This is a genomic window from Kaistella montana, assembly GCF_024436175.1.
Taxonomy (GTDB): Bacteria; Bacteroidota; Bacteroidia; order Flavobacteriales; family Weeksellaceae; genus Kaistella; species Kaistella montana.
The window spans coordinates 42,390-64,371 of the sequence record NZ_JANFQP010000002.1; the positions used below are offsets into that span (position 1 = coordinate 42,390).

A 21,982-nucleotide genomic window follows, 5' to 3' on the forward strand; every position below is an offset into this window, starting at 1 on the left:
TGCTTATTTAAAGCGACAGAGTTATGAAAATTAAAACCTCATTTTTACTACCAATCGTAATGCAATGAGTTTTAATCTCTTCACATATCGATTAACAGGAGAATATTGAAGTTCCCTTCTCTTTAACTCATAAGTAATTATATTTAATAATTTTTTAAACTGCCTCTCAGAAATAATTCCTATTTCTAATGCGTACTGAACATCTTTAAGATATTGCAAAATTATCTGGATATGTGACATTTTCATCAGGTTACTAGGCGTAGATACATTAGATTGATGCCGTCTGTAAAAGATAAAATTTTCATTTAGTCGCAGAGCTTTCCCTAATAATAGTGCCCGGAGTACTAAAATTGAATCCTCCGTTGGGCATTGCTTAGCTATTGGGTGGAAAGACTGTACCAACTCCTTCCTTATCATTCTGCCAGGAGCAAATGTACTTATGGGTCGAAGATTTATATAATCGTCCAAAGAGAACAATTTACGGTAACCTATAAGATGGCTTGCTATCCCTTTTACCTCATCCATTTCGTTAACAATGGTTCCGTTAAAGTCAAGCAGCATCACATTTTCTTCTTCAAAATGCTTAAGAGCCAATTCTATATAATCCAATTTTATCATATCGTCGCCACCCAAAGTAATTAAGAAGTCCCCAGTTGCTAAGTCGCGAAATGTTTTATTGAAGTTTCCTGCTAATCCCACATTCACAGTATTGCGATTCATAACAACAGTATGAATGGTTTTCGTAGATAAAACGATATCTTCAACAATCTTGTAGGTTTTATCCGTAGAGCAGTCATCAGAAATTAAGATCTCAAGATTTTCATACTTCAATGCGAGAACACTGTGCAATGATCTCGCAATAAACAATTCATGGTTATAGGTTAGGATTCCTACTGAAACTTTTCTCTTCAACTTTTTATTTTTTAAATTTACTTTTAACAATTTCAAGTAAACCAATTCTCTTATTTACCTTGTAAAACGAAAAAATAGTTATAGCAACGATAATAGGAGTTCCAATTAGGTATACAAGTTGGTCTCCAAGTCTTACCGATAAAACAAAGCAAAGTATCCCAACGGACAAATTGATGATAAAGGTTTGTATATTATTTCTTTCAAGTTTGAAGCCGTAACACTTTTTAGCAAAAAAATATATCTGTAAAAAATGCAAAATATACCCTATTAAAAAACTTATCCCAAGTCCCTTAAGACCAAAATAATAATATCCTAAAACATTAAGACCTAGTAAGTATAAATTTGCAATAAATTCGTTCCAAAAATAATGTCTGGAATTTCCTTTCACTAAAAGTAGTAACCCGATAGCCCAGCTCAAAGATTGGAAATAAATGGCCATGATTCCCCAATGTATCATATCAGTTATTGGTAAAAATTTACTCGAATATAATGCAATCACAATCCAATTGATAAAAATTAGAAAAATACAGATTAATGGAGATAAGATATACACTGCTATTTCGATCTGCTGATTAATTAATTCATTGCACTTATTTTGGTCTTTGTTCACTTCCGCTAGACGAGGGTAATAGTCAGTAAGCATAGCAGAAAAGACCATCCCTACATATGTGTTGATAATTGCGAAACCAGCATTATAAAACCCTACTTCAGCGATTCCACCTATATTGGAAATATAAATTCTGACAATGTAAGAAGTACCTATAGTAATAAAACTGCTGAGGCTGAGGATAAAACCAAGTTTTAACATGGGTCTTCCCTTCTGAAATGCCAGCTTTAATGAGACAGCAGCTGTAGTAAAATTTAGTTTTCTGGCGAAATAGTACTGAACGATTAATGCGGCAAAAGAAGAAAGAATAATGGCAGGCACTATACTGTCAGTTCCAAAAAGATAGTATAGAGGTAAAGAAATCACCAATCCCAAAACAGAGGAATAAATTCCCGCTTTTGCTAACAATGTAATCTCCCTCAGACCCTGCATTAAAACCAACTGCCCCACTGTTATTTGATTCACCAATAAAGTTATAGATAAAGCAACAAATGGCAGGGTGTAATCATAGTTTCCAAAGGTCAGATTGCTTAACAATGGAGATAATATAATGGTGACTACAAATCCAAATGTTCCTGTTATCCAGATAAGTTTCCGAACAACAGATATTGTCTCTTTAATTTCAAAATTATTTTGAGAATTATTTGATTCTGAAATACTTCTTACAGCGCTAGAAGCCAAGCCAAAATTTGTTGCAGAAGCTACTAGTGAAAGAGTAGAATTAAATAATCCCATCAATCCTATTCCAGTTGGACCTAGCAGTACTGCGACTCCTTTTGAGCGAAGTAATTGAATTACAATATTAAGCAGTTGTACCCCTCCGAAAATGGAAGTTGCTTTTACAATTTCTTTATATGATGATTTAGATTCCTTCACAATGATTTTAGAATTTTCGCCGGTACACCACCAATAAGTACATTTTCGGGAAAAACTCCATTTACTATAGCTCCCGTACCAATAATAGTATTTTTTCCAACCTTAGAATTTTTCAGGATAGTAACATTATTTCCTATCCATACATTTTCCCCAATATCCACCGTCCCAATTTCTCCAACTTTATTTCTATTTTCGGGATCGGTTCCGTGTGCTTCAAAATCTGTAATCATTATTCCTTGTCCTATGCGCGTATGACTTCCAATACTAATTTTATTTGCTGCACAGATGAAAATATTGTTGTTTGTGAATACATTATCTCCAATAATAATTTCTGCATCCTTATAGCGCGCTTGAAATTCAATACTTCCATTTCTCCAAAACCCTCCGATTCTATATCCAAAGCCACAGTTTTTCCCAATCGTTATCCGTCCAACACCGGTAATCTCTGTTTTCTGTTGATAAATTGGATTAGTGGCGCAAGAGTATTTTGCCCTCGAAAAAAGATTAGGATAAATAAAATACTTCCACCTGCTAAATGATGAATGTAGTTTAAAATGGATTAACAAAAGATAGGATTTCATATGAATATTAAAATTTGTTAAGCAGATGAATTACTTTCTGCACTTCTTCACTAGTCATCACCGGACTTATTGGCAAGCTCAATACTTCTTCATGGATCTTTTCCGAAATAGGGAAAGATAAATTGTTCCATTCTTTGTATGCTTCTTGCTTGTGGGGCGGAATCGGATAATGAATTAAAGTCTGTACCCCGTTTTCCGTTAAGTAATTTTGTAGCTTTTCACGTTCGTCAGTTCGGATGATAAACACATGCCACACATGCTCTGCTTCGCTTTCGGGATTTTCTGGAAGAATGATATTCGGATTTTTGATTTCCACAATGTAGCGTTTTGCGATTTCTCTTCTTCGGTTATTTTCAGCATCAATGTATTTCAATTTAACGCCCAATACCGCTGCCTGAATTTCATCTAACCTTGAATTAAGTCCTTGATAAATATTGACATATTTTTGGTTGGAACCATAATTCGCCAAAGCCCGAATCGTTTTTGCTAATTCCTCATCATTGGTGGACACACCTCCTGCATCTCCTAGCGCTCCAAGGTTTTTGCCCGGATAGAAGCTGAAACCCGCTGCATCTCCTAAATTTCCAGTTTTTACGCCGTTCCATTCCGCGCCAATGGCTTGTGCATTGTCTTCAATGATTTTTAAGCCATGCGCTGTTGCACGGTTTTTTAATGTTTCAGAGAACACCACTCGTCCATACAAGTGAACGATTAAAATCCCTTTGGTTTTGGAGGTAATTTTCTCTTCAATTTTTGCAATATCAATATTATATGTACTGAGGTCAGGCTCTACCAAAACCGGCACCAACCCATTATCTGAAATTGCCAGGATAGAAGCTATATAAGTATTTGCAGGAACAAGAATTTCATCTCCTTTTTGCATGATGCCCATTTCAATATAACCTCGTAGGATAAGACGAAGTGCATCCAAACCATTGGCTACCCCAATCGCTTGCTTTGCTCCGATATAGACAGCTAGTTGCTCTTCAAAAGCTTTCACTTCATTTCCCATGAGATACCAACCGGAACGGAAAGTCTGCAATAATTTTTCTTCAATTTCCTGCTGGTGTGCAAGATTGATTTTCTGAAGGTCGAGGAATTTAATCATATAATTATCGGTTGATTTTCAATCAAAAAAATGATTCCATTTTAGACTTAATTAATAATAGGTAATTTTCCCATCAGGGGAAATAATCCCTTTTTGTTTTGCAGGATTACCAAACCAAACTGTATTGGCGGGAACATCCTTGGTTACTACACTTCCTGCACCAATTAATGCATTTTCTCCTATTGTATTTCCGGCAACAATGGTTGCATTAGCTCCTATGGATGCTCCTTTCTTTACTAAGGTTTTTGCAAAAGCTTCAGGATATTGTTTTGATCGCGGCACTAAATCATTAGTAAAAGTGACATTAGGTCCTATAAACACATTGTCTTCCAATTTTACTCCGTCCCAAATCTGTACACCCGGTTTAATGGTAACATTATTGCCAATTTTCACATCATTCTCTATCAATACATGACAATTGATATTACAATTATCGCCAATTACCGCATCTTTTAAAATCACGCAGAATTGCCAAACGAAGGTGCTTTCGCCAATTTGCTCTGTTTGAACATCGGCAAGGGGATGTATTTTAGCCATTTCTGAAATTTAAAAAGTCTTCGTAATTTCTAAGATAATCACTTTCGTTATATGAGTGGGAAGCTAACACCAAACAAATCGCTCCGGAAGAAAAATTAATTTCTGACGCCCATACTCCGGGTGGTATATGCAATCCCATATTGGGACGATTGAGGAACACTTGTCTTTGATAAGTTCCATCATCAAGACTCACTTCAAAACTACCACTTGCAGCAATAAGAAATTGATGACATTCTTTATGGGCATGCGCGCCTCTGCTCTCACCTCCTGCAATATCATAAAGATAAAATACTCTTTTCACATCAAAAGGAAAAGCAGAATTATTTTCAACAACTGTAAGATTTCCTTCCGCAAAATGAATTTTGCCGAGATCAATAACTGAACAGTCAAATATAGATTTATTGCTCATTACGCAACTTTTTAAATTTTTCAAAATCTCGGATATAATCTTTCTCGTCAAAATGTTTATCAGATACGATTAATGCTAATGCATTGGTGGAAAAGTTCTCCAATCTTCTCCAGTACAGTCTAGGGATAAAAAGTCCATAATACGATCGGTTCAACGAAAACTTGACTTCTTCGCTACCATCATGAAGGACAATATCAAAGCTTCCGGAAAGTGCAATAATAAATTCCTGCTGTTCTTTAAACGCATGACTTCCGCGATTTTCGCCACCGGGAACATTATAAATCCAATAAGTCCGAGCAATTTCAAAAGGAAGCTGTCTTGGACTTTCAAAAAAAGAGAGATTTCCTCTGGGATCTACTATTTTGGGAAGGTTTATCAGTTCTGGTTTTTTCATTTTTTTATTCCACAAAAGTCTAACACTATTTTACTATTGTTTATCACTAAACATTTAAACTCATCATGCGCTACCAAAAAAGCAACGATATCAGCTTTTTCTACCGCTTCTTGATAGTCAGTCAGTTTAAAGATATTATGTTCTTTGATATTGGGTTCCGCGATAAAATACTCTTCATCATTAGCATCTTGTAATACACGTTGAACAATATATTTAGCTGGCGACTCGCGCAGGTCATCAATATTGGGTTTGAAAGCCAGTCCCATTAGTGCAATCGTGGGTTCGCGGTTGTTTTTTAGTTTGAAATCTTTTCTTGCTTCTCGGATCTTATCGGCACACCAAAAAGATTTATAGTTATTGGTTTCTCTTGCTTGCGCAATCATTCGCGATTCCATTGGAAAATCTGCGGTTAGGAAATAAGGATCTACTGCAATACAATGTCCTCCCACCCCACAACCTGGTTGCAATATATTTACCCTTGGATGTTTGTTAGCCAATTGGATCAATTCCCAAACATTGATACCTGCTTTATCACAGATTAAAGAGAGTTCATTGGCAAAAGCAATTTGTGAATCCCTTGATGCATTTTCCGTCAGTTTACACATCTCTGCGGTACGCGCATTCGTAGCATGAAGCTCTCCTTTTACAAACTGTCCGTAAAAGGCCAGCGCTTTCGCGGTAGAAGCTTCATCAACGCCACCAATTACCCGATCATTGTGAACCAATTCGTACATCACATTCCCCGGTAATACCCTTTCCGGACAATACGCCAAAAAGATGTGACCTTTCAATTCCGGTCTTTTGGAAAAAATAAAATTCTGCATTTTTTCGGTGGTTCCTACCGGCGAAGTGGATTCGATAATATATAGATCCCCTTCTTTCAACAATGGTACAATCGCCTCCGTAGCGGCCTGTACATAAGAAATATCGGGTTCATGATTTCCTTTAAAAGGCGTAGGGACTACAATAAGATATGTATCAGCTACAATTGGTTGAATATCAGCTTTTAAAAAACCTTCTTTTACTGCTTTAGCAACAGCAATGTCAAGATCTGGCTCTACAATATGGATTTTACCTGAATTAATAGTATCTACCACATGTTGTGAAATATCCACCCCATGTACCGAAATTTTGTTGTTGGCTATCAATGCTGAGGTAGGTAGTCCTATATATCCTAATCCTATTGTTACTACTTTTGAACTCATTCTTATATATTTTGTGACTTAATGAAATTGACGATTTTTTCGCAAGCAAGTCCGTCTCCGTACGGATTATGCAAAGCAGACATATTTTGATATCTTTCAACATCTGAAAGCAAGCTTTGTGCTTCTGCAACAATTCTATTTTTGTCAGTTCCTACCAAGATAACAGTTCCTGCCTTAACCGCTTCGGGTCTCTCTGTGGTATCACGCATTACAAGTACCGGTTTTCCTAAGCTTGGAGCTTCTTCCTGCACTCCTCCAGAATCAGTAATAATCATATAAGACTGGGTCATTAACCACACAAAAGCAGGATAAGCTAATGGATTTATTAACTTGATATTATCTACATCTGATAGTATTTCATAAACGGGTCCCTTTACATTAGGATTTAAATGAACTGGATATACGATTTGAACATCTGGATTTGAAATCGCAATTTCCTTTAATGCCTCACAGATATTAATAAAGCCTTGTCCATGATTTTCTCTACGATGTCCGGTAACGAGAATCAATTTCCTTTCAGGATCTACCAAGTTTCTCAAGGCTTCAATTTCTTGATTTTGAATAGAATCTACTTTTCCACTGCTGTATAACAATGCATCAATGACCGTATTTCCGGTAACAAGGATGTTGTCGGCCTTGATATTTTCAGCGAGAAGATTTGCTTCGGACTGAAGGGTAGGAGCAAAATGATAATCTGCGATACGTCCGGTCAACTGTCGGTTCATTTCCTCTGGAAAGGGAGACCATTTATCATGGGTTCTAAGCCCCGCCTCTACATGGCACACTTTCGCACCGGCATAAAATGCTGCTAATGCCGCAACTGAAGAAGTGGTGGTATCACCATGGACATACACATAGTCAGGCTTAAAATCTTCCAGCACCGGTTGGAGTCCTGTTATCAAATCAGCAGTCAAAGTATATAAATTCTGATTCGGTTTCATCAAATCCAAATCATAATCAGGTTGGATTTCAAAAAACTCCAACACCTGATCGAGCATTTCTCTGTGTTGCGCAGTTACACAGACTTTGGTCTCAAACTTAGCATGCTTCTGAAATTCTTTCACCAGCGGAGCCATCTTTATAGCTTCAGGACGGGTTCCAAAAATAATCAGATGTTTTGTAGTCTGCATCTCTATTGTAATTTTTCATTCCTGGAATGCTTTGTTTCATTCCTATAATTATTCCTTTATGAGCTAAGAAAAAGTACTATATAAGGTTAACCAAATACTTCATACCATTTTCTCTTTTTCGGACCTTCGGTATAATAGCCGTATCCATATTTATTGCCGTAACTCAAATTGATATTGCGAACATCATTCAGCACGATGGCAAATTTCCCTTTGGCATTTTCTCTTTGGATTTGCTCGGCAAATTCCATCATGTCTTTATCGGTATGTTCTGCCCGCATCACATACAGCAACAAATCCATATACCCGAGCAAATTAAAGGAATCGCTCACCATCAGCATCGGTGCCGTATCGATCACAATATAATCGTAGTGAGGTTTCAGCTCCTCCAACATCTTCTCAAATCTTGGACTCGCCAAAAGTTCCGTAGGGTTCGGCGCAATGCTTCCACTTGGAATCACCTCCAAATTAGCATTCAACTTAGAAGGTTCAATAAAGTGCTCGATTTCAGCAGTTCCTGAGGCCAAGTAATCGGATAAACCGGTAGAGGAAAGATTCATAAACCTCTTGAACTGAGGGTTTCGGATATCGGCTCCCACCAACAAGACCTTCCGGTTTTGCGCTAAAGTCAGCGCCGTATTCACACTGATCGTCGTTTTCCCTTCTCCTTTAATCGATGAAGAAACCAATAGGACAGAAGCCTGCCCCGGCACAGGCGGTTTAATGACAAACTTCAGGTTGGTCAGCATAATCCGGAACGATTCGGCAAATGAAGAGAAATCGTTGGTTCTAACCACGGCTTCTTCACCTTCTCCGCCATTGGGAATCTCTCCCACCACCGGAATATCCGGCAAAGCCTCCCGAATCTGACGGCGGCTGTGTACATAAGTATCAAGGGAGAATTTCGTATACAGGAACGCTCCAGGCAGCAACAATCCCAAAAGGACGGCTGTCAAATAAACGATATTTTTCTTAGGGGCTACCGGTTCTGAAAGGGTATAAGCCGGATTGACAATTTTAGCTTTCGGAGTGTTCACCGATAAAGCAATAGAGGTCTCTTCTCTTTTTTGCAAAAGATAAAGGAATAGGGCCTCTTTCAAATTCTGTTGTCTTTCAATGCTTCGGAAGATCTTTTCCTGTTGAGGAAATTTGCTCAGGCTGGAACCTGATTTGTTAATTTCTTCCTGCACCTGGCTCATCGAAATCTGCAACGTGGTACGTGATTTTCTCAGATTATCGCGAATCAACTCACGCATTGAAGCAATATCGCGGTTGAATTGCTGTACCGCCGGGTTGGAAGGCGTTGCTTGTCTCAGCGTACGGTTTCGCGTCAGCACCAATTGGTTGTATTCATTGATGACTTGATCGAGACCTGCCGGCATCCCGACATTGGTTGGCAGCAACTGGTCATTGGCTGAGGAATTGGCAATCCTGAGAACCGAATCCACCATCTCGAGTTGGGTTCCGATCTCCATCATCTTCTTGGTATTCTCATTGGCATTCTGCATACTGAGTTGTGCCTGTGCCTGGAGATCAGCAATTTTATTTTCTTGCTTAAAGTTTTCCTTCTGGTTTTCAATACCGCCCAATTCACCGGTAATCAACCGGAGTCTATCATCAATAAACGCAGCGGTGTTCATCGCCTCCGCATTTTTGTCTTTAATCGCATCGAGGTTGTACTTTTTAATCAGTTCATTGAGGATATCTTCCGATCGAATAGGATTGGTTCCAATGCGCGACAGTTCCATAATGCTCGACTTCTTCTGAGGAATAACAACCGTCAGAGACGCTTCAATTTGATCGGCAACAATTCTCGGATTGGTCAATTGAAGGGTAAGGGGTTTGTCGAAAGTAGTACCTGGGTTTCTGTTCAATACAAAAGTTCCAAAAGGAGCTTTTATAGGAATCCCATACGTCCCGGAAAGTTCTTGGTGAGCCCCTTTAAGCTTAAATTGATCAGCTCCTAACGGAGAAAGAGTATAGGTAAAAGATTTAAAACCCCGAGGGTTCACCAAGGAAAGGATACTGCCTTTTACAGGACTCGCTTCATACAATTCAACCTCTTTAACATTGCCTTCATTAATCGTTTTAACTTCCAAACCTAATGTTTTCACCACCTGCAAAATCAAGGGTTTGGATTTAACCACCGATACTTCATTATCCACTTCATTCGATGTCAATCCTGAAGGCAATGCCATGTTCTGAAAATCCTGCAGTCCCATAGAACCACCGGATTTGCCATCTGCACTTTTTATATATAGCGAGGCCTTACTCATATATTGAGGGGTTGCATAGCGCAAGTAAATCCATGCTCCTACTAAAGCCAAAATCATGCAACCTAAAAACAAAGGCCACCAACGGACATATCTTTGAATCTGCCTTTTGATTTGCCCACCATCGCGCTGGTTAAGGCTATTTTCTGTAAATTCCATTGAATTATCTTAATATCGTAATTAGTAAAGAAGCTACCCCAAGAACCACCCCACCAATCTGGAAGGCCAGGTTTCGGTTCGGATCAACATTCGCCGATTTTCTTTTAATAACATCTGGCTCTACATACAGCACATCATTCTGCTGCATATAATAATAAGGAGAAGAGGTAATGTTCTTATCGGTAAAATCAATAACGATCGTTTGATCGGTTCCATTCTCGTTTCTCACGAGTTTTACGTTAGTCCGGTCTCCGTAATCGGTCATATCCCCTGCCATTCCTAAGGCCTGAAGAAGCGTCACCTTATCGGATGCACTGGTATATTGCCCCGGCTTTTTCACTTCACCCAATACCGTAACATTGAAATTAAGCTGTCGGATCGACACCAATGGATCGGAAAGATAAGCATGCAAACGCTCTTCCAAATCCGCCCTCAATTGCGCCATCGTCATCCCTTTCACATAGAGTTTCCCCAATACCGGAAAGAAAAGATAGCCTTCATTGTCGATAAGATAACCCTGTGGAGCCGTTTGTGCCGCTTGGCCAGTTTGTACTTCGCCCGGATTACTCACCTGATTCATGGAATGGAGGTTAAAAGGTCTTACGGCAAATTCATCAAAAGCGGTGACTTTAATATCCAGTAGGTCGCCGGATTGCAAATGGGTTCCTTCAAAAACCGCCTGTTTTACTTGTGCTTCCGCAGCAGCCCGGTCGGTTTCCATATAGATCATATTTTCTTTGGGCTTACAAGAAGAAAACGCCAACAAAAGAACAAATAGATATAACGTGTTTTTCATCATCAAACATTAATAGATGCAAATATAGAAAAATAGTTTTTTACTGCAACAGTTTACTTCCTATTATATAATAAATGCAATACGCAGTAGGCTTTACGCTTTACGCAAGGGGTGATTGAGTTTTTGAGGGTTAAGAGGTTAGAAGGTTAGAGGGTTAGAGGGTTAGAGGGTTAGAAGGTTGTGAGTGATTGGGTGATTGGGTGATTGGGTGATTGGGTTTTTGAGGATAGTGCGGATTTTCTTTTTTCGGGAGAGATGCAAGAACCGAGAGTCAAGAGTCAAGATTTGAGATTCTAGATTCTAGATTTTAGATTTTAGAGGAAAGAACAAAGAGGAAAGAAAAATGACCATTCTATCATTACCCTACCTCCCTTAGAACAACGGAATATTCCCCTCTTTCGGAGGGGTGGCCCTTTGTCGGAGACGAAGGGTCGGGGTGGTTTTTCGGGAGAAGAAAGAGGAAAGAGGAAAGAAGAAAGAAGAAAGAAAAAAGAACCAAGAAAAATGACCATTCTATCATTATCCTACCTCCCTTAGAACAACGGAATATTCCCCTCCTCCGGAGGGGTGGCTCTTTGTCGGAGACGAAGGGTCGGGGTGGTTTTTCGGGAGAGAGCCAAGAACCAAGATGAGAGATTTTAGTTGAGAGTTCATGGTTGAGAGTTGATGCCATTGATTCAAAACTCAAACGTTCAATTACTCCCAGCTTATTGCTTAAAGCATAAAGCATATTGCCTACAGCAGCACTCAAAAACTCAATCACTCAAAAACCCCAATCAACTTTCTAACCCTCTAACCTTTTAACCCTCTTAACCTTCTCACCTCTTAACTTTTTAACCTTCAAAAACTCAATCCCTCCGACCTAGGAGATTTTTGCGTTAAGAAAAATTAAGATTTCTTCGTAAACAAATCTTCTAAATAATAAATGCATAAAAATCCCCACTGTTTGAGTGGCGGCAACAATATTGCTTTAACAACAAGACTTTCTTTCCGCCCGAGTTTTGGGGATTTTCTTAGAAGAAATCTTAATTTTTTAGCAAAAAGATCCAGTCTTGACTTTTTTGTTACTTTTTGTGTCAAGACAAAAAGTAAGGAAATAATAACCCTCGAAAGTCCGCCAAATCTCCAAAATCTGCGAGAGCCGCCATTACGCAATATGCAGTACGCTTTATGCCTTTGAGTGATTAGAAATCAAATCTGCAAAATCCAATAAATCTGCGACCCCTCATTTTCAAATCATCAAATTCCAAAATCCTCCTCACAGAAAGCATAAAGCGTACAGCGTATTGCCTACAGCAGCACTCAAAAACTTACCCACAACCCTCTAACCTCTTAACTTTTTAACTTTTTAACCTTTTAACCTTTTCGGAGAGATTCAAGAACCAAGAACCAAGATGAGAGATTTTAGTTGAGAGTTCATGGTTGAGAGTTGACGCCATTGATTCAAAACTCAAACGTTCAATTACTCCCAGCTTATTGCTTAAAGCATAAAGCATATTGCCTACAGCAGCACTCAAAAACTCAATCACTCAAAAACCCAATCACAACTTTCTAACCCTCTAACCTCCTAACCTCCTAACTTTTTAACCTTCTAACTTTCTAACCTTCTAACCTCTTACCCCTCAAAAACCCAACCACCCCTCCTATATTACATAATCATCAACAGTACCCCGTATTTACTCTATTAACATTAAATTAATATTAAAATATTTGCAAATTTCGCAAAGTCCTTTTATTTTTGAAAAAAATAAATACACATGATGAAAACTTTACTTTTACAGAGAACCCTCTCTAGTCCCAACTCCTGCAAAGCGGGTATAGAATAAGTCGCTTTTCCGGCGGTAGCATTTCTTTCCTTTATTTTCGACCTTGACCTCATGGAGGATTCAACATTTTAAATAATGTTGCAGACCGCGTATTGTATTGCGGATCCCCATCATGAAACCACGAAAAACTTTTCATCTTTAAAAACTTTAAAACAAATAAACATGAACAAAAAACGACCTTTTTACAGGAGAACCACCCTGGCCCTTTTTATGCTCCTCTGCTCCTTTTGGGGGTGGGGACAAGTTCTTCTCACCGAAGATTTTAATTATACCTTCGGAAGTCCACTTACCTCAAACGGATGGGCAGTTACTAGTAGTCTTGGTACAGCACCTATCGATGTTACCACCGGTTTAAGTTTTCCGGGATACGCCGGTTCAAATATTGGAGGAGCCGCTAATATCGATAATAATGGAGAGGATGTCAACAAAACTTTTGCGCCTTCCGGCACAGGGGCATTGTACGTTTCTTTTATGTTGCAAACTTCATCTACCACAAGTGCAGGTGGTTATTTTTTAAATTTAGGTCCTAATCCTATTGGAAATACTTTTGTTGCAAGGTTATTTGTTAATGCAACCGGTACAGGAGTTGGAATTTCAGAATCAGCTACCGCTCCTGCTACTTTTGTTAGCATTACTCCTGGCAATACCTATTTAGTTGTCCTTAAAAAAACGGCCTCACAAACAAGCCTTTATGTTTTCAACAGTTTGCCATCTGCTGAACCTCTTACAGCGGATCAGTCTTATGATTCCAGCACCAGTTCTGTTACTGTAGACAAGGTGGGTTCTTTTGCTCTAAGGCAATACAATACAACTCAAAGACAAATTGTAGATGGAATTAGAGTTGCTGGTAATTGGACTGATATTTTTCCGGCAACCCCCTCCTTCACTCTCACTTACACCGCCGGAGCGAATGGCACCATCGTTGGAACTTCACCGCAAACTGTTCAGCAAGGTTCGATCAGCACACCAATTACTGCGATACCCAATACCGGCTACCATTTTGTCAACTGGAGTGACGGGTCTATCACCAATCCAAGAATTGATGTAAATGTACAAGCCAACCTGAATGTAACGGCTAATTTTGCCATTAACCAATATACCGTAAGCTACAACGGCAACGGAGCTACAAGTGGTGCAGTGCCTGTTGATGCTGTTCCTCATCATTACGGAACTTCGGTAACCGTTCTCGGTGCCGGAGATTTAGCAAAAACAGGATTTTCTTTTAATGGTTGGAATACCTCCGCAAACGGATCGGGTATTTCCTATGCCGCAGGAGCAACGATCAATAGTATAGGAAGCAACACAACACTTTATGCGCAATGGCTGGATTACTCCATGCAGCCTCAAACCATTTCCTTTGGGGCATTATCCAATCAAACCTATGGGAATGCCGGATTCAACCTTAGCGCTACATCAAGTTCAGGACTCCCGATTTCTTATACCAGTTCTGATGAGAATGTTGCCTCTGTTTCCGGGAACACCTTAACCATTACCGGAGCCGGAAACACTACGATCACCGCAACACAAGCCGGAAACGAAAATTATCAAGCTGCTGAACCAGTAGCTCAGACTTTAACGATAGTTCCCAAAGCACTAAGCATTACCGGATTGGCCGTTACCCCTAAACCCTATGATGGAACCACAACTGCTACCTATACCGGAGGTTCATTATCTGGAGTGGTAGCTAGTGATGACGTAAGTTTTACAGGAACCGTTGCTTTTAACGATGCCACGGCAGGAGAGAACAAAGCCATGACCTCCAATTTTACCCTAGCAGGTACAAAACAGACAAACTACACCCTGGATCAGCCGGTACTGACCGGAACGATAAACAAAGCAGATCAGAGCATTACCGATTTTGTTGATCTCATAAAAAACAACAATGACCTTCCCTTTACTTTACCAGCTACTACCAACGCCGGCCAAACCGTAAACTACACCAGTTCTAACCAAAATGTAGCAACATTTAGCGGGAATACGGTAACCATCGTAGGGATCGGCACTACCACCATTTCTGCAACAGCAGCTGGAAACGACAATTACAATGCATTTCCAGGAGATGTATTGCTAACAGTAAACTTCAATGCAACCGCTTCACCCACCGCAATTGCAGCCACCCTTGTTTCCATGAATGGATTTACCGCCAACTGGAATGCCATGACCGGAGCTGAAACGTATGTTGTGGACGTAAGTGAATCTCATCCTGTTGCCACAAATTTGAACGAAGGATTTGAATCCGGCTTGCCTACTAGTTACACCTCAGGAAATGTGACCTTAAATGGTAAGCAATGGAGCATTACTGATGTCATTAGAGGAACAGAAAGAAACAGCGGAAGTTATTCAGCGCAATTGAGATCTGCTACTGGCTCCAATATCATTTCTCCTGCCCTCAACAAAGTAACTAAAATAGATTTTTATGTAAAATCAAGCACCTCAGGAGGATCAGTCCAAGTCAATATTTCCACCGATGGAGGAAGCACTTGGACGAAGGCACCAGGAAGTCCATTTACCGAATTAGCAACAACATGGACACCAATATCCATTACCCTACCCACCGCAACCACCGCCCCTACATTAATTCAATTTCGCAGAGCTGTAGGAACAATATATATTGATGATGTAATAATTGACTATACCGATTCCCAGCTCACTCCTCATAGTGGCTCCCCTTATACCGTCACTGCACCAGCAACTTCTGTGGAGGTAACAGGCCTCAGCGCTGATACTCCTTATGTGTACACGGTAAAAGCGGTCAATGCATCAATCACTTCTGCAGCGAGCAATAGTGTAGAAGTTACAACCTTAGCGGTTCCTACCTGGAACGGCACCGCATGGAACATCACTCCGGATGCAACTCAACCTGCGATCATCAACGGAGATTATTCCGGTCCTGCCTTCGAATCACAATCTTTAACCGTGAATGAAGAAAAAAACCTTACCGTAAACACTTATGTGAAAACCGGCAATGTGACCAACAACGGAAACATCATCGTGGCCAATAACGCCAACTTTGTACAAACCGGAACATTCACAGCCGGCAATGATTCTTCTTTTAAAGTAAGAAGGGATTCTAAAGAAGTCATCCGACAAGCCTACATCAACTGGAGCAGTCCGATGAAGGAATCCACTCAGACCCTCAAAGCATTCTCTTATGGAAAACTTGCTGATGGAGTAACCAATCAATCCACCACAGGAACGGTAGATAACCGTTTTTATACTTACAACAATGGAGGGTATGTCCAAGTTGCTGATCCCTACACCGCTACCTTCAACCTCCCGGGGAATGGCTACCTCATCCGTACCCCAAATGATTTTACGACTACTCCTCAAGTATTCCAAGCTCAGTTTGAAGGAAAAGTGCCCAACTCCGGAGACATCAACTTCGATCACTTTGCTCTTGGAGGCAGCTTCATTTTATTAGGAAACCCTTACCCAAGTGCCATTTCAATAAATGACTTTTGGACAAGAAATCCAGACACTACCGGCACTGTCTATATTTGGAATAGCAGCGCAACCATGGATGGTAATGGAAATTATTTGGGAACCAATTATAACACCTACTCCTCAGCAGGATCTGTTCCTACAGGTGCTATCAACGGTTATATTCCAGTTGGGCAAGCTTTCTTCGTAGACCGTACCTACATCGATCCTTTTGTTTTCACCAACAGTATGAGAAGAACCGCAGAAACAGGCACTTATAGCAAAGGAACAACCAACGATCGTTTCTGGTTGGAAATGAAGACTCCATCGGGGGCTAAACCGCAGTTATTACTGGCTTTCAATACCGCAGCGAGTACAGGATATGATCAAGGATATGATGCCAAAATGATCGACAACAACGCAGATGTGCTCTACACCACCGTCGATGATAAAAAACTCGTCATCGATGCCCACGGAGCGTTTAACGAGACCGATTCCTTTAGCCTCGATGCCAATTTCGCACAAGCAGGAACCTACACCATTAACATCCTTCAAAAAGAAGGAATATTCAGCGACTCCCAGAAAATATTCCTGAAAGACAACGTGACCGGAACCCTCACCGATCTCTCCGCCGGAGCTTATTCTTTTAACGCTGATGCCGGGGTACAATCCAAACGTTTCACGCTTGGGTTCAACACCGATAGAACGTTAGGTACTGATATCACAACCAAAAGTGAAGTGACCATTTTCAGTGCCAGCAAGGATGTACATGTGAAAGCGGACGAAAAAATCACAGCTGTAGAAATCTACAACATGAGTGGTCAACTGATTGCCTCTGATAAATCCCAGGCAAAAGAAAAAATAATCGCAGTTCCATACACCGGAGTCGTACTTGTGAAAGTAAAACTGGAAAACGGAAGAACACCAATGAAAAAACTAATCCTTCAATAATCTTATTATGAAAAAATACATCACCCTCACAGCGCTGTTGTTATTGACCGGGTTCAGTTCCGCACAATCGAGTGAGCGCTTTTATGACACCGAAAGCACCTATAAAACCACTGCTGCAGCTGCAGATCCCGGAACAGGGGGAGGCATTGGCGGAGAAGATCCTGTACCTGCCCCAATAGATGATTACCTTCCTGCACTGCTCATCGTTGCCTTGGCAATGACAGCCTACTACGCTAGGAAGTTAGGGGTTAAAAGGTTAAGAGGTTAGAGAAAGTTAGAGGCTTCCAGAAATGGGGGTCTCTTTTGGTTTATTAGAGGCAAGAGCCAAGAGTCAAGAATCAAGACAATAGATAATAGATAATAGACGAGGTTAGATTTAAGCGGTAAGCTTTCGCAGATTTTAATTTCTAATCCCAATAGGCGTAATACGCACTCCTTAAAGCTTACTCCTGATCGCTGATCGCTAGTCTTTTCTCTTTCCTCTTTCTTCTTTCTTCATACCTCATACTTATTACATCACCCCTCACTCCTCCTCCGCTACCCTCAAAATCTCCTCATACTCAAACCCTCTTCCCATCAGGTATTTGATGGTTTTGGATTTCTTTTGGTAGGCTTTTCCGGATTGGCGGGAAATATAGGATTCATAGAGTTTCTTTAAGGTTTTTTCGTAATCGGCATCATCGATTTCATCGAAACAATTATTGATGAGCTTTTCGGGCACACCTTTGAACTTCAAGTGGTTTCGGATTTTGTTACGTCCCCAGGATTTGATGTTGAACTTTCCGCGGATGTAGCTTCGGGTAAAACGTTCTTCGTTCAGGTAATTTTCCTGCATTAAGTAGAGCAGAATTTCGTCTTTCGCTTCGGGGATGAGGAGAAAATCATGCATTTTCTGCGCAACTTCCTGATGACAACGATCCTGGTAAACACAATAGTTGACCATTTTCTGTTTGATTTCGAGGAAAGTATAGGATTTTTTCTGTTCCATCATCACGACACAGGAGTTAGACGAATGCTCAACGTTCCATTCAATTGAGAGACAAATTTAAAGAATAAAAAGATCAGAAGCGATGCCATCTGCCAAAAACCAATGCTTTTCGGGTATTCTCAGGTGTCCATTTTCTATGATGAGGATTCCGCTATCGAGTTTCGGAGCGGTATTCTTTTGAAATTCTTCTTGGATGTAATCATTGAACTTGCCTTCCATTTGTTGCAAATCAACGCCCCACATCGTTCTCAGACCAATCATCATCATTTCATTGAACTGCTCTTTTTCAGTGAGAATTTCACTTTCCTTGGCTAAAGTATTCTGATTCAATGCATCAATATAGCGACGGTTATTGGCGATATTCCAGCTTCTTTCATTGCTGCCGTTGTAGGAATGGGCAGACGGACCGATACCTAGGTATTCATGCGATTTCCAGTAGGCGGAATTGTGCCGGGAATGAAAACCGGGTTTCCCGAAATTCGAGATTTCGTAATGATCGAAGCCATGGTCTTTGAGAAAATCCACCATATAGGAAAACTCCTCATGTTGCTCCGACTCTTTCGGTGCCGCAACTTTTCTTTGTTGAATCCATTGGTTCAAAGCGGTTTTGGGTTCCACCGTAAGGGCATACGAAGAAATATGAGGCACAGAAAGCGCAATCACTTTCCGAAGATTCTCTTTCCAAATATCAAAATTGGAACTTGGGGAACCGTAAATCAAATCGATGCTGATATTTTCAAACCCAAAATCCTGTGCTCTTTTAATAGAATCTTCCGCTTCACCGGCATTATGAGCTCGATTCATGAGTTTTAAATCTTCATCAAAAAAACTTTGAGTCCCTATCGAAAGACGGTTCACTGGGGAATTGGCCAAAACTTTAAGAAACTGCGCATCCAAATCATCAGGATTGGCTTCGAGCGTGATTTCAATATCTGGGTCAAATACGAAATACTTCAACACCTCATCCATCAAAGAATTCAGCTCATCCACTTTCAATAAAGATGGCGTTCCACCACCGAAATAAAGAGATTTTATGGTCTTATTTTGGAGTTCATCTTTACGAAGAAAAATCTCCTTTTTCATCGCAGACAACATTTCATCTTTAAAAGTCAATGAAGTAGAAAAATGAAAATTACAATAACTACATTTCTGTTTGCAAAAAGGAATATGAAGATAGAGCACTTTGGTTGATTTTTAGCTTTAAGCAGTACACAATAGGCTTTATGCTATCGGGTCGTCAAAGGTAGAAAATTATTTTAAGAGAGAAGACGCGAGATTCAAGATTCAAGATTCAAGACACTAGATGATAGATAATAGATGATAGACAATAGAATGTACAATGTATGAAGTATGGAATGTGAATTAGAGATTATAAATTTTAGATGAAAAATCCAATAAACCCAAAAATACTATTATCTATCAAAATTCATAAACCCTTTGCTAAGCGAAGCGCCTTTGCACTACTAAGAAAAGAGCCAAGATGTAAGAACCGAGATTCTAGATTTTAGATTTTAGATTTTAAATGGATGATGGATGAGTATGGTGGATGGTATCCGTCCCTGAATCTGCTGAATTCGAAAAATCAGCGAGAACCATTATAATTGACTATTGCATAAAGCGTACTGCATATTTCTTAAAGCTTATTGCGTCCTCCCCATTTTCAAATTCCCAAATTGCCTTCATCCTTCATACTTCATCCTTCATCCTTCATACTCAATACCTATACCCCCTCGTATTGATAAAATTCTCCAGATTATAACCCACAGTTAACATAAAACTGTTTCCTGCATATTGTTGGATATCTGAAAGACCGAAGTTATACGTTGCGCCAAAGGTAAAACGGTTGAGTTTTGCTTTTACAATGGGAGAAATACCGATATTCTGGTTGCCATATTGGCTTTTTGCGGTTCGGAAACTAGCTCCTGCGGAAAAGGAATTGTCATAACCCAAAACCGTCGCCATCAAGTTAAAATCAGCCATTCGGGAAGAATTGGTACTGAAATTCATCAACACCGATGGAGAAACATAAAATTGCTCATTCAGATAAAAATCATATCCCGCATTGAAATTAAATTTGGTCGGTTCAGGTTCTATACCATTAACGATAGGAATATCGTTGGTGAGGGCGATATCGTTCACGGAAACACCTCCGAATAAATTACGGTAAGTTACCGCCATTCCCAAATTGGCATAAACGAGGAAAAGATTATTGGGGTCTGAACCCAAAGTTGGATCACCCGGATCTTGTGGATTAAGTTTCGCCAAATCGATGTGCATATTGTAGAAATTCACACTCGTACCGAAAGAAAATTGGCTTATGCGTTCGCCATCGTCATCAATTGGGATAAAATAGGAAGCTCCGGCACCAATTCCATTCGAGGAAATCGCACCATTTTGGTCTCTGAAAAAAGTAAGTCCTGCACCTACTCGGTCAAAAATATTGGCATGCAACCCAATCGATTGTACATTAGGCGACTCATCGAAATTGGAAAACTGTTTTTGATAGTTCAAATTCAGCACCACATCATCGGTCTTTCCGTAATGTGCTGGGTTGAAAAGAAAATCGCCATCGAGCAGGTACTGTTGATACAAAGGGAGCGTTTCCTGAGCTTTATAAAAAACAAAGGAAAGAAAAATGAAAAATGCAGTTCCTATTTTTCTCATCATGAGGGACTTGAATATTGACAAATATAACAAACTTTTGATACTTACTGTTCCAAATAACGTCTCCACTTTGCGATGGCCTCTTCCATATCGGCGGGCATCGGACTCTCGAAGTACATTTCCTGTTTGGTGGTCGGGTGAATGAATCCGAGGGTATGCGCGTGCAAAGCGTGTCTCGGCAACACTTCGAAGACATTTTTTACAAATTGTTTGTATTTCGGAAGGTTCACTCCTTTTAAAATCTGATGTCCTTCATAGCGTTCATCATTAAATAAAGTATGTCCGATATGCTTGAAATGCGCGCGAATCTGGTGGGTGCGTCCGGTCTCGAGTTTGCATTCCACCCAAGTCATGTATTTAAACCTTTCGAGGACTTTATAATGCGTCACCGCATGTTTCCCAAAGCTTCCGTCTTCGAAAACTGCCATCTGCATTCTATTTTTCAAGTGTCTTCCGATATGTCCGGTGATGGTTCCTTGATCTTCAGTTAAATTTCCCCAAACGAAAGCCCAATACAATCTTTTGGTGCTTCTTTCGAAGAATTGTTTAGCAAGGAAACTCAGCGCATATTCATTTTTAGCAACCACAAGCAATCCGGAAGTATCTTTATCGATTCGGTGCACCAATCCTACCCGATCAAGGTCAGATTTTAATCCATTTTCCTCAAAATGAAAAGCCAACGCATTCACCAAAGTGCTGTGATAATTTCCATGTCCGGGGTGAACCACCATTCCTGCAGCTTTATCGACCACCACCAAATCATCATCTTCATAGACGATATTAATAGGGATATCCTGAGGAATAATGATATTTTCGCGTCGCGGATGAGCGAGCAAGACTGAAATCTGGTCGCCGGGTTTCACGCGGTAGTTTTGTTTGACAGGAACGCCATTTACCACCACATTTCCGGCACGACAGGTTTGGGAGATCTTATTTCGGGAGGAGTTTTGTCGGAAGATCAAAAGAAATTTATCAATCCGCAAAGGCTCTTGGTTTTTATCTACGGTAATGTTTAGGTGTTCGTACAACCCCGCCGACTCGGCTTCAGGAGCTTCCTGACTGAGCAATTCTTCGTCTAAATATGCTTCGTTTTCTTCGTGCATGAGAGTAAAAAAGCTTCAACTTTCGCTGAAGCTTTAGGTTTTTATC

The 21,982-nt window shown here is 40.1% G+C and carries 17 protein-coding genes; 2 read left to right on the forward strand and 15 right to left on the reverse strand.

The window, feature by feature from the left end:
• Nucleotides 1-30: 30 nt before the first annotated feature.
• The 11 genes from NOV28_RS06360 to NOV28_RS06410 form a co-directional block, all read right to left on the reverse strand.
• The gene (locus tag NOV28_RS06360; RefSeq protein WP_255928799.1) at nt 31-942 is read right to left on the reverse strand and encodes a glycosyltransferase family 2 protein; all 912 of its coding nucleotides are present in this window, start codon (nt 940-942) and stop codon (nt 31-33) included.
• Complete coding sequence (locus NOV28_RS06365; RefSeq protein ID WP_255928801.1) at nt 917-2,395, reverse strand: oligosaccharide flippase family protein; 1,479 nt, start codon at nt 2,393-2,395, stop codon at nt 917-919. Before NOV28_RS06365 ends, NOV28_RS06360 begins: the two co-directional genes overlap by 26 nt.
• The gene (locus tag NOV28_RS06370; protein WP_255928803.1) at nt 2,392-2,976 is read right to left on the reverse strand and encodes an acyltransferase; all 585 of its coding nucleotides are present in this window, start codon (nt 2,974-2,976) and stop codon (nt 2,392-2,394) included. The genes NOV28_RS06365 and NOV28_RS06370 overlap by 4 nt, the downstream gene beginning before the upstream one ends.
• Before the next feature lie 7 nt (nt 2,977-2,983).
• Nucleotides 2,984-4,084, reverse strand: coding sequence for a DegT/DnrJ/EryC1/StrS family aminotransferase (locus NOV28_RS06375; protein WP_255928805.1), 1,101 nt, complete (start codon nt 4,082-4,084; stop codon nt 2,984-2,986).
• A gap of 51 nt (nt 4,085-4,135) precedes the next feature.
• Nucleotides 4,136-4,621, reverse strand: coding sequence for an acyltransferase (locus NOV28_RS06380; RefSeq protein ID WP_255928807.1), 486 nt, complete (start codon nt 4,619-4,621; stop codon nt 4,136-4,138).
• Nucleotides 4,614-5,030 carry a sugar 3,4-ketoisomerase gene (locus NOV28_RS06385; protein WP_255928809.1) on the reverse strand — a complete coding sequence of 139 codons (417 nt, stop codon included), beginning with the start codon at nt 5,028-5,030 and terminating at the stop codon, nt 4,614-4,616. Before NOV28_RS06385 ends, NOV28_RS06380 begins: the two co-directional genes overlap by 8 nt.
• Entirely contained in the window at nt 5,020-5,424 is a 405-nt protein-coding gene (locus tag NOV28_RS06390) for a sugar 3,4-ketoisomerase (protein WP_255928811.1), read from the reverse strand. Before NOV28_RS06390 ends, NOV28_RS06385 begins: the two co-directional genes overlap by 11 nt.
• A complete protein-coding gene (gene wecC / locus NOV28_RS06395; RefSeq protein WP_255928813.1) occupies nt 5,421-6,629 on the reverse strand; it encodes a UDP-N-acetyl-D-mannosamine dehydrogenase in 1,209 nt (402 codons plus the stop codon). The genes NOV28_RS06390 and wecC overlap by 4 nt, the downstream gene beginning before the upstream one ends.
• Before the next feature lie 2 nt (nt 6,630-6,631).
• Nucleotides 6,632-7,759, reverse strand: a complete 1,128-nt coding sequence (gene wecB / locus NOV28_RS06400; RefSeq protein ID WP_255928815.1) for a non-hydrolyzing UDP-N-acetylglucosamine 2-epimerase — start codon at nt 7,757-7,759, stop codon at nt 6,632-6,634.
• Nucleotides 7,760-7,845: 86 nt separating this feature from the next.
• Nucleotides 7,846-10,188 (reverse strand): GumC family protein, encoded by a 2,343-nt coding sequence (locus NOV28_RS06405; RefSeq protein ID WP_255928817.1) that lies wholly within the window; start codon nt 10,186-10,188, stop codon nt 7,846-7,848.
• A gap of 4 nt (nt 10,189-10,192) precedes the next feature.
• Nucleotides 10,193-10,909: a polysaccharide biosynthesis/export family protein gene (locus NOV28_RS06410; protein ID WP_255928819.1), complete on the reverse strand. Its 717-nt coding sequence runs from the start codon at nt 10,907-10,909 to the stop codon at nt 10,193-10,195.
• A gap of 2,063 nt (nt 10,910-12,972) precedes the next feature.
• Between NOV28_RS06410 and NOV28_RS06415 the strand changes: the two genes are divergently transcribed.
• Both NOV28_RS06415 and NOV28_RS06420 read left to right on the forward strand, forming a co-directional pair.
• Nucleotides 12,973-17,181: a RemA C-terminal-like gliding motility protein gene (locus tag NOV28_RS06415; RefSeq protein ID WP_255928821.1), complete on the forward strand. Its 4,209-nt coding sequence runs from the start codon at nt 12,973-12,975 to the stop codon at nt 17,179-17,181.
• 7 nt (nt 17,182-17,188) lie between these two features.
• Nucleotides 17,189-17,449, forward strand: a complete 261-nt coding sequence (locus NOV28_RS06420) for a hypothetical protein (protein WP_255928823.1) — start codon at nt 17,189-17,191, stop codon at nt 17,447-17,449.
• A 255-nt stretch (nt 17,450-17,704) separates the two neighbouring features.
• Here NOV28_RS06420 and NOV28_RS06425 read toward each other — a convergent pair whose 3' ends face one another.
• The 4 genes from NOV28_RS06425 to NOV28_RS06440 form a co-directional block, all read right to left on the reverse strand.
• The gene (locus NOV28_RS06425; protein ID WP_255928825.1) at nt 17,705-18,172 is read right to left on the reverse strand and encodes a regulatory protein RecX; all 468 of its coding nucleotides are present in this window, start codon (nt 18,170-18,172) and stop codon (nt 17,705-17,707) included.
• Between the two features lie 54 nt (nt 18,173-18,226).
• Nucleotides 18,227-19,351, reverse strand: a complete 1,125-nt coding sequence (hemW, locus tag NOV28_RS06430; protein ID WP_255928827.1) for a radical SAM family heme chaperone HemW — start codon at nt 19,349-19,351, stop codon at nt 18,227-18,229.
• Between the two features lie 531 nt (nt 19,352-19,882).
• A complete protein-coding gene (locus NOV28_RS06435; protein WP_380265277.1) occupies nt 19,883-20,836 on the reverse strand; it encodes a PorP/SprF family type IX secretion system membrane protein in 954 nt (317 codons plus the stop codon).
• 41 nt (nt 20,837-20,877) lie between these two features.
• Complete coding sequence (locus tag NOV28_RS06440) at nt 20,878-21,936, reverse strand: RluA family pseudouridine synthase (protein ID WP_255928829.1); 1,059 nt, start codon at nt 21,934-21,936, stop codon at nt 20,878-20,880.
• Between the last annotated feature and the right edge of the window lie 46 nt (nt 21,937-21,982).

Bases quoted from the DNA above. Each gene is read 5' to 3' on its own strand.
- wecC (WP_255928813.1), bottom strand. From the start codon at position 6,629: ATGAGTTCAAAAGTAGTAACAATAGGATTAGGATATATAGGACTACCT.
- NOV28_RS06440 (WP_255928829.1), bottom strand. From the start codon at position 21,936: ATGCACGAAGAAAACGAAGCATATTTAGACGAAGAATTGCTCAGTCAG.
- NOV28_RS06385 (WP_255928809.1), bottom strand. From the start codon at position 5,030: ATGAGCAATAAATCTATATTTGACTGTTCAGTTATTGATCTCGGCAAA.
- NOV28_RS06375 (WP_255928805.1), bottom strand. From the start codon at position 4,084: ATGATTAAATTCCTCGACCTTCAGAAAATCAATCTTGCACACCAGCAG.
- NOV28_RS06410 (WP_255928819.1), bottom strand. From the start codon at position 10,909: ATGGAAACCGACCGGGCTGCTGCGGAAGCACAAGTAAAACAGGCGGTT.
- NOV28_RS06420 (WP_255928823.1), top strand. From the start codon at position 17,189: ATGAAAAAATACATCACCCTCACAGCGCTGTTGTTATTGACCGGGTTC.
- NOV28_RS06380 (WP_255928807.1), bottom strand. From the start codon at position 4,621: ATGGCTAAAATACATCCCCTTGCCGATGTTCAAACAGAGCAAATTGGC.
- NOV28_RS06405 (WP_255928817.1), bottom strand. From the start codon at position 10,188: ATGGAATTTACAGAAAATAGCCTTAACCAGCGCGATGGTGGGCAAATC.
- NOV28_RS06370 (WP_255928803.1), bottom strand. From the start codon at position 2,976: ATGAAATCCTATCTTTTGTTAATCCATTTTAAACTACATTCATCATTT.
- NOV28_RS06390 (WP_255928811.1), bottom strand. From the start codon at position 5,424: ATGAAAAAACCAGAACTGATAAACCTTCCCAAAATAGTAGATCCCAGA.
- NOV28_RS06415 (WP_255928821.1), top strand. From the start codon at position 12,973: ATGAACAAAAAACGACCTTTTTACAGGAGAACCACCCTGGCCCTTTTT.
- wecB (WP_255928815.1), bottom strand. From the start codon at position 7,759: ATGCAGACTACAAAACATCTGATTATTTTTGGAACCCGTCCTGAAGCT.
- NOV28_RS06425 (WP_255928825.1), bottom strand. From the start codon at position 18,172: ATGATGGAACAGAAAAAATCCTATACTTTCCTCGAAATCAAACAGAAA.
- NOV28_RS06435 (WP_380265277.1), bottom strand. From the start codon at position 20,836: ATGATGAGAAAAATAGGAACTGCATTTTTCATTTTTCTTTCCTTTGTT.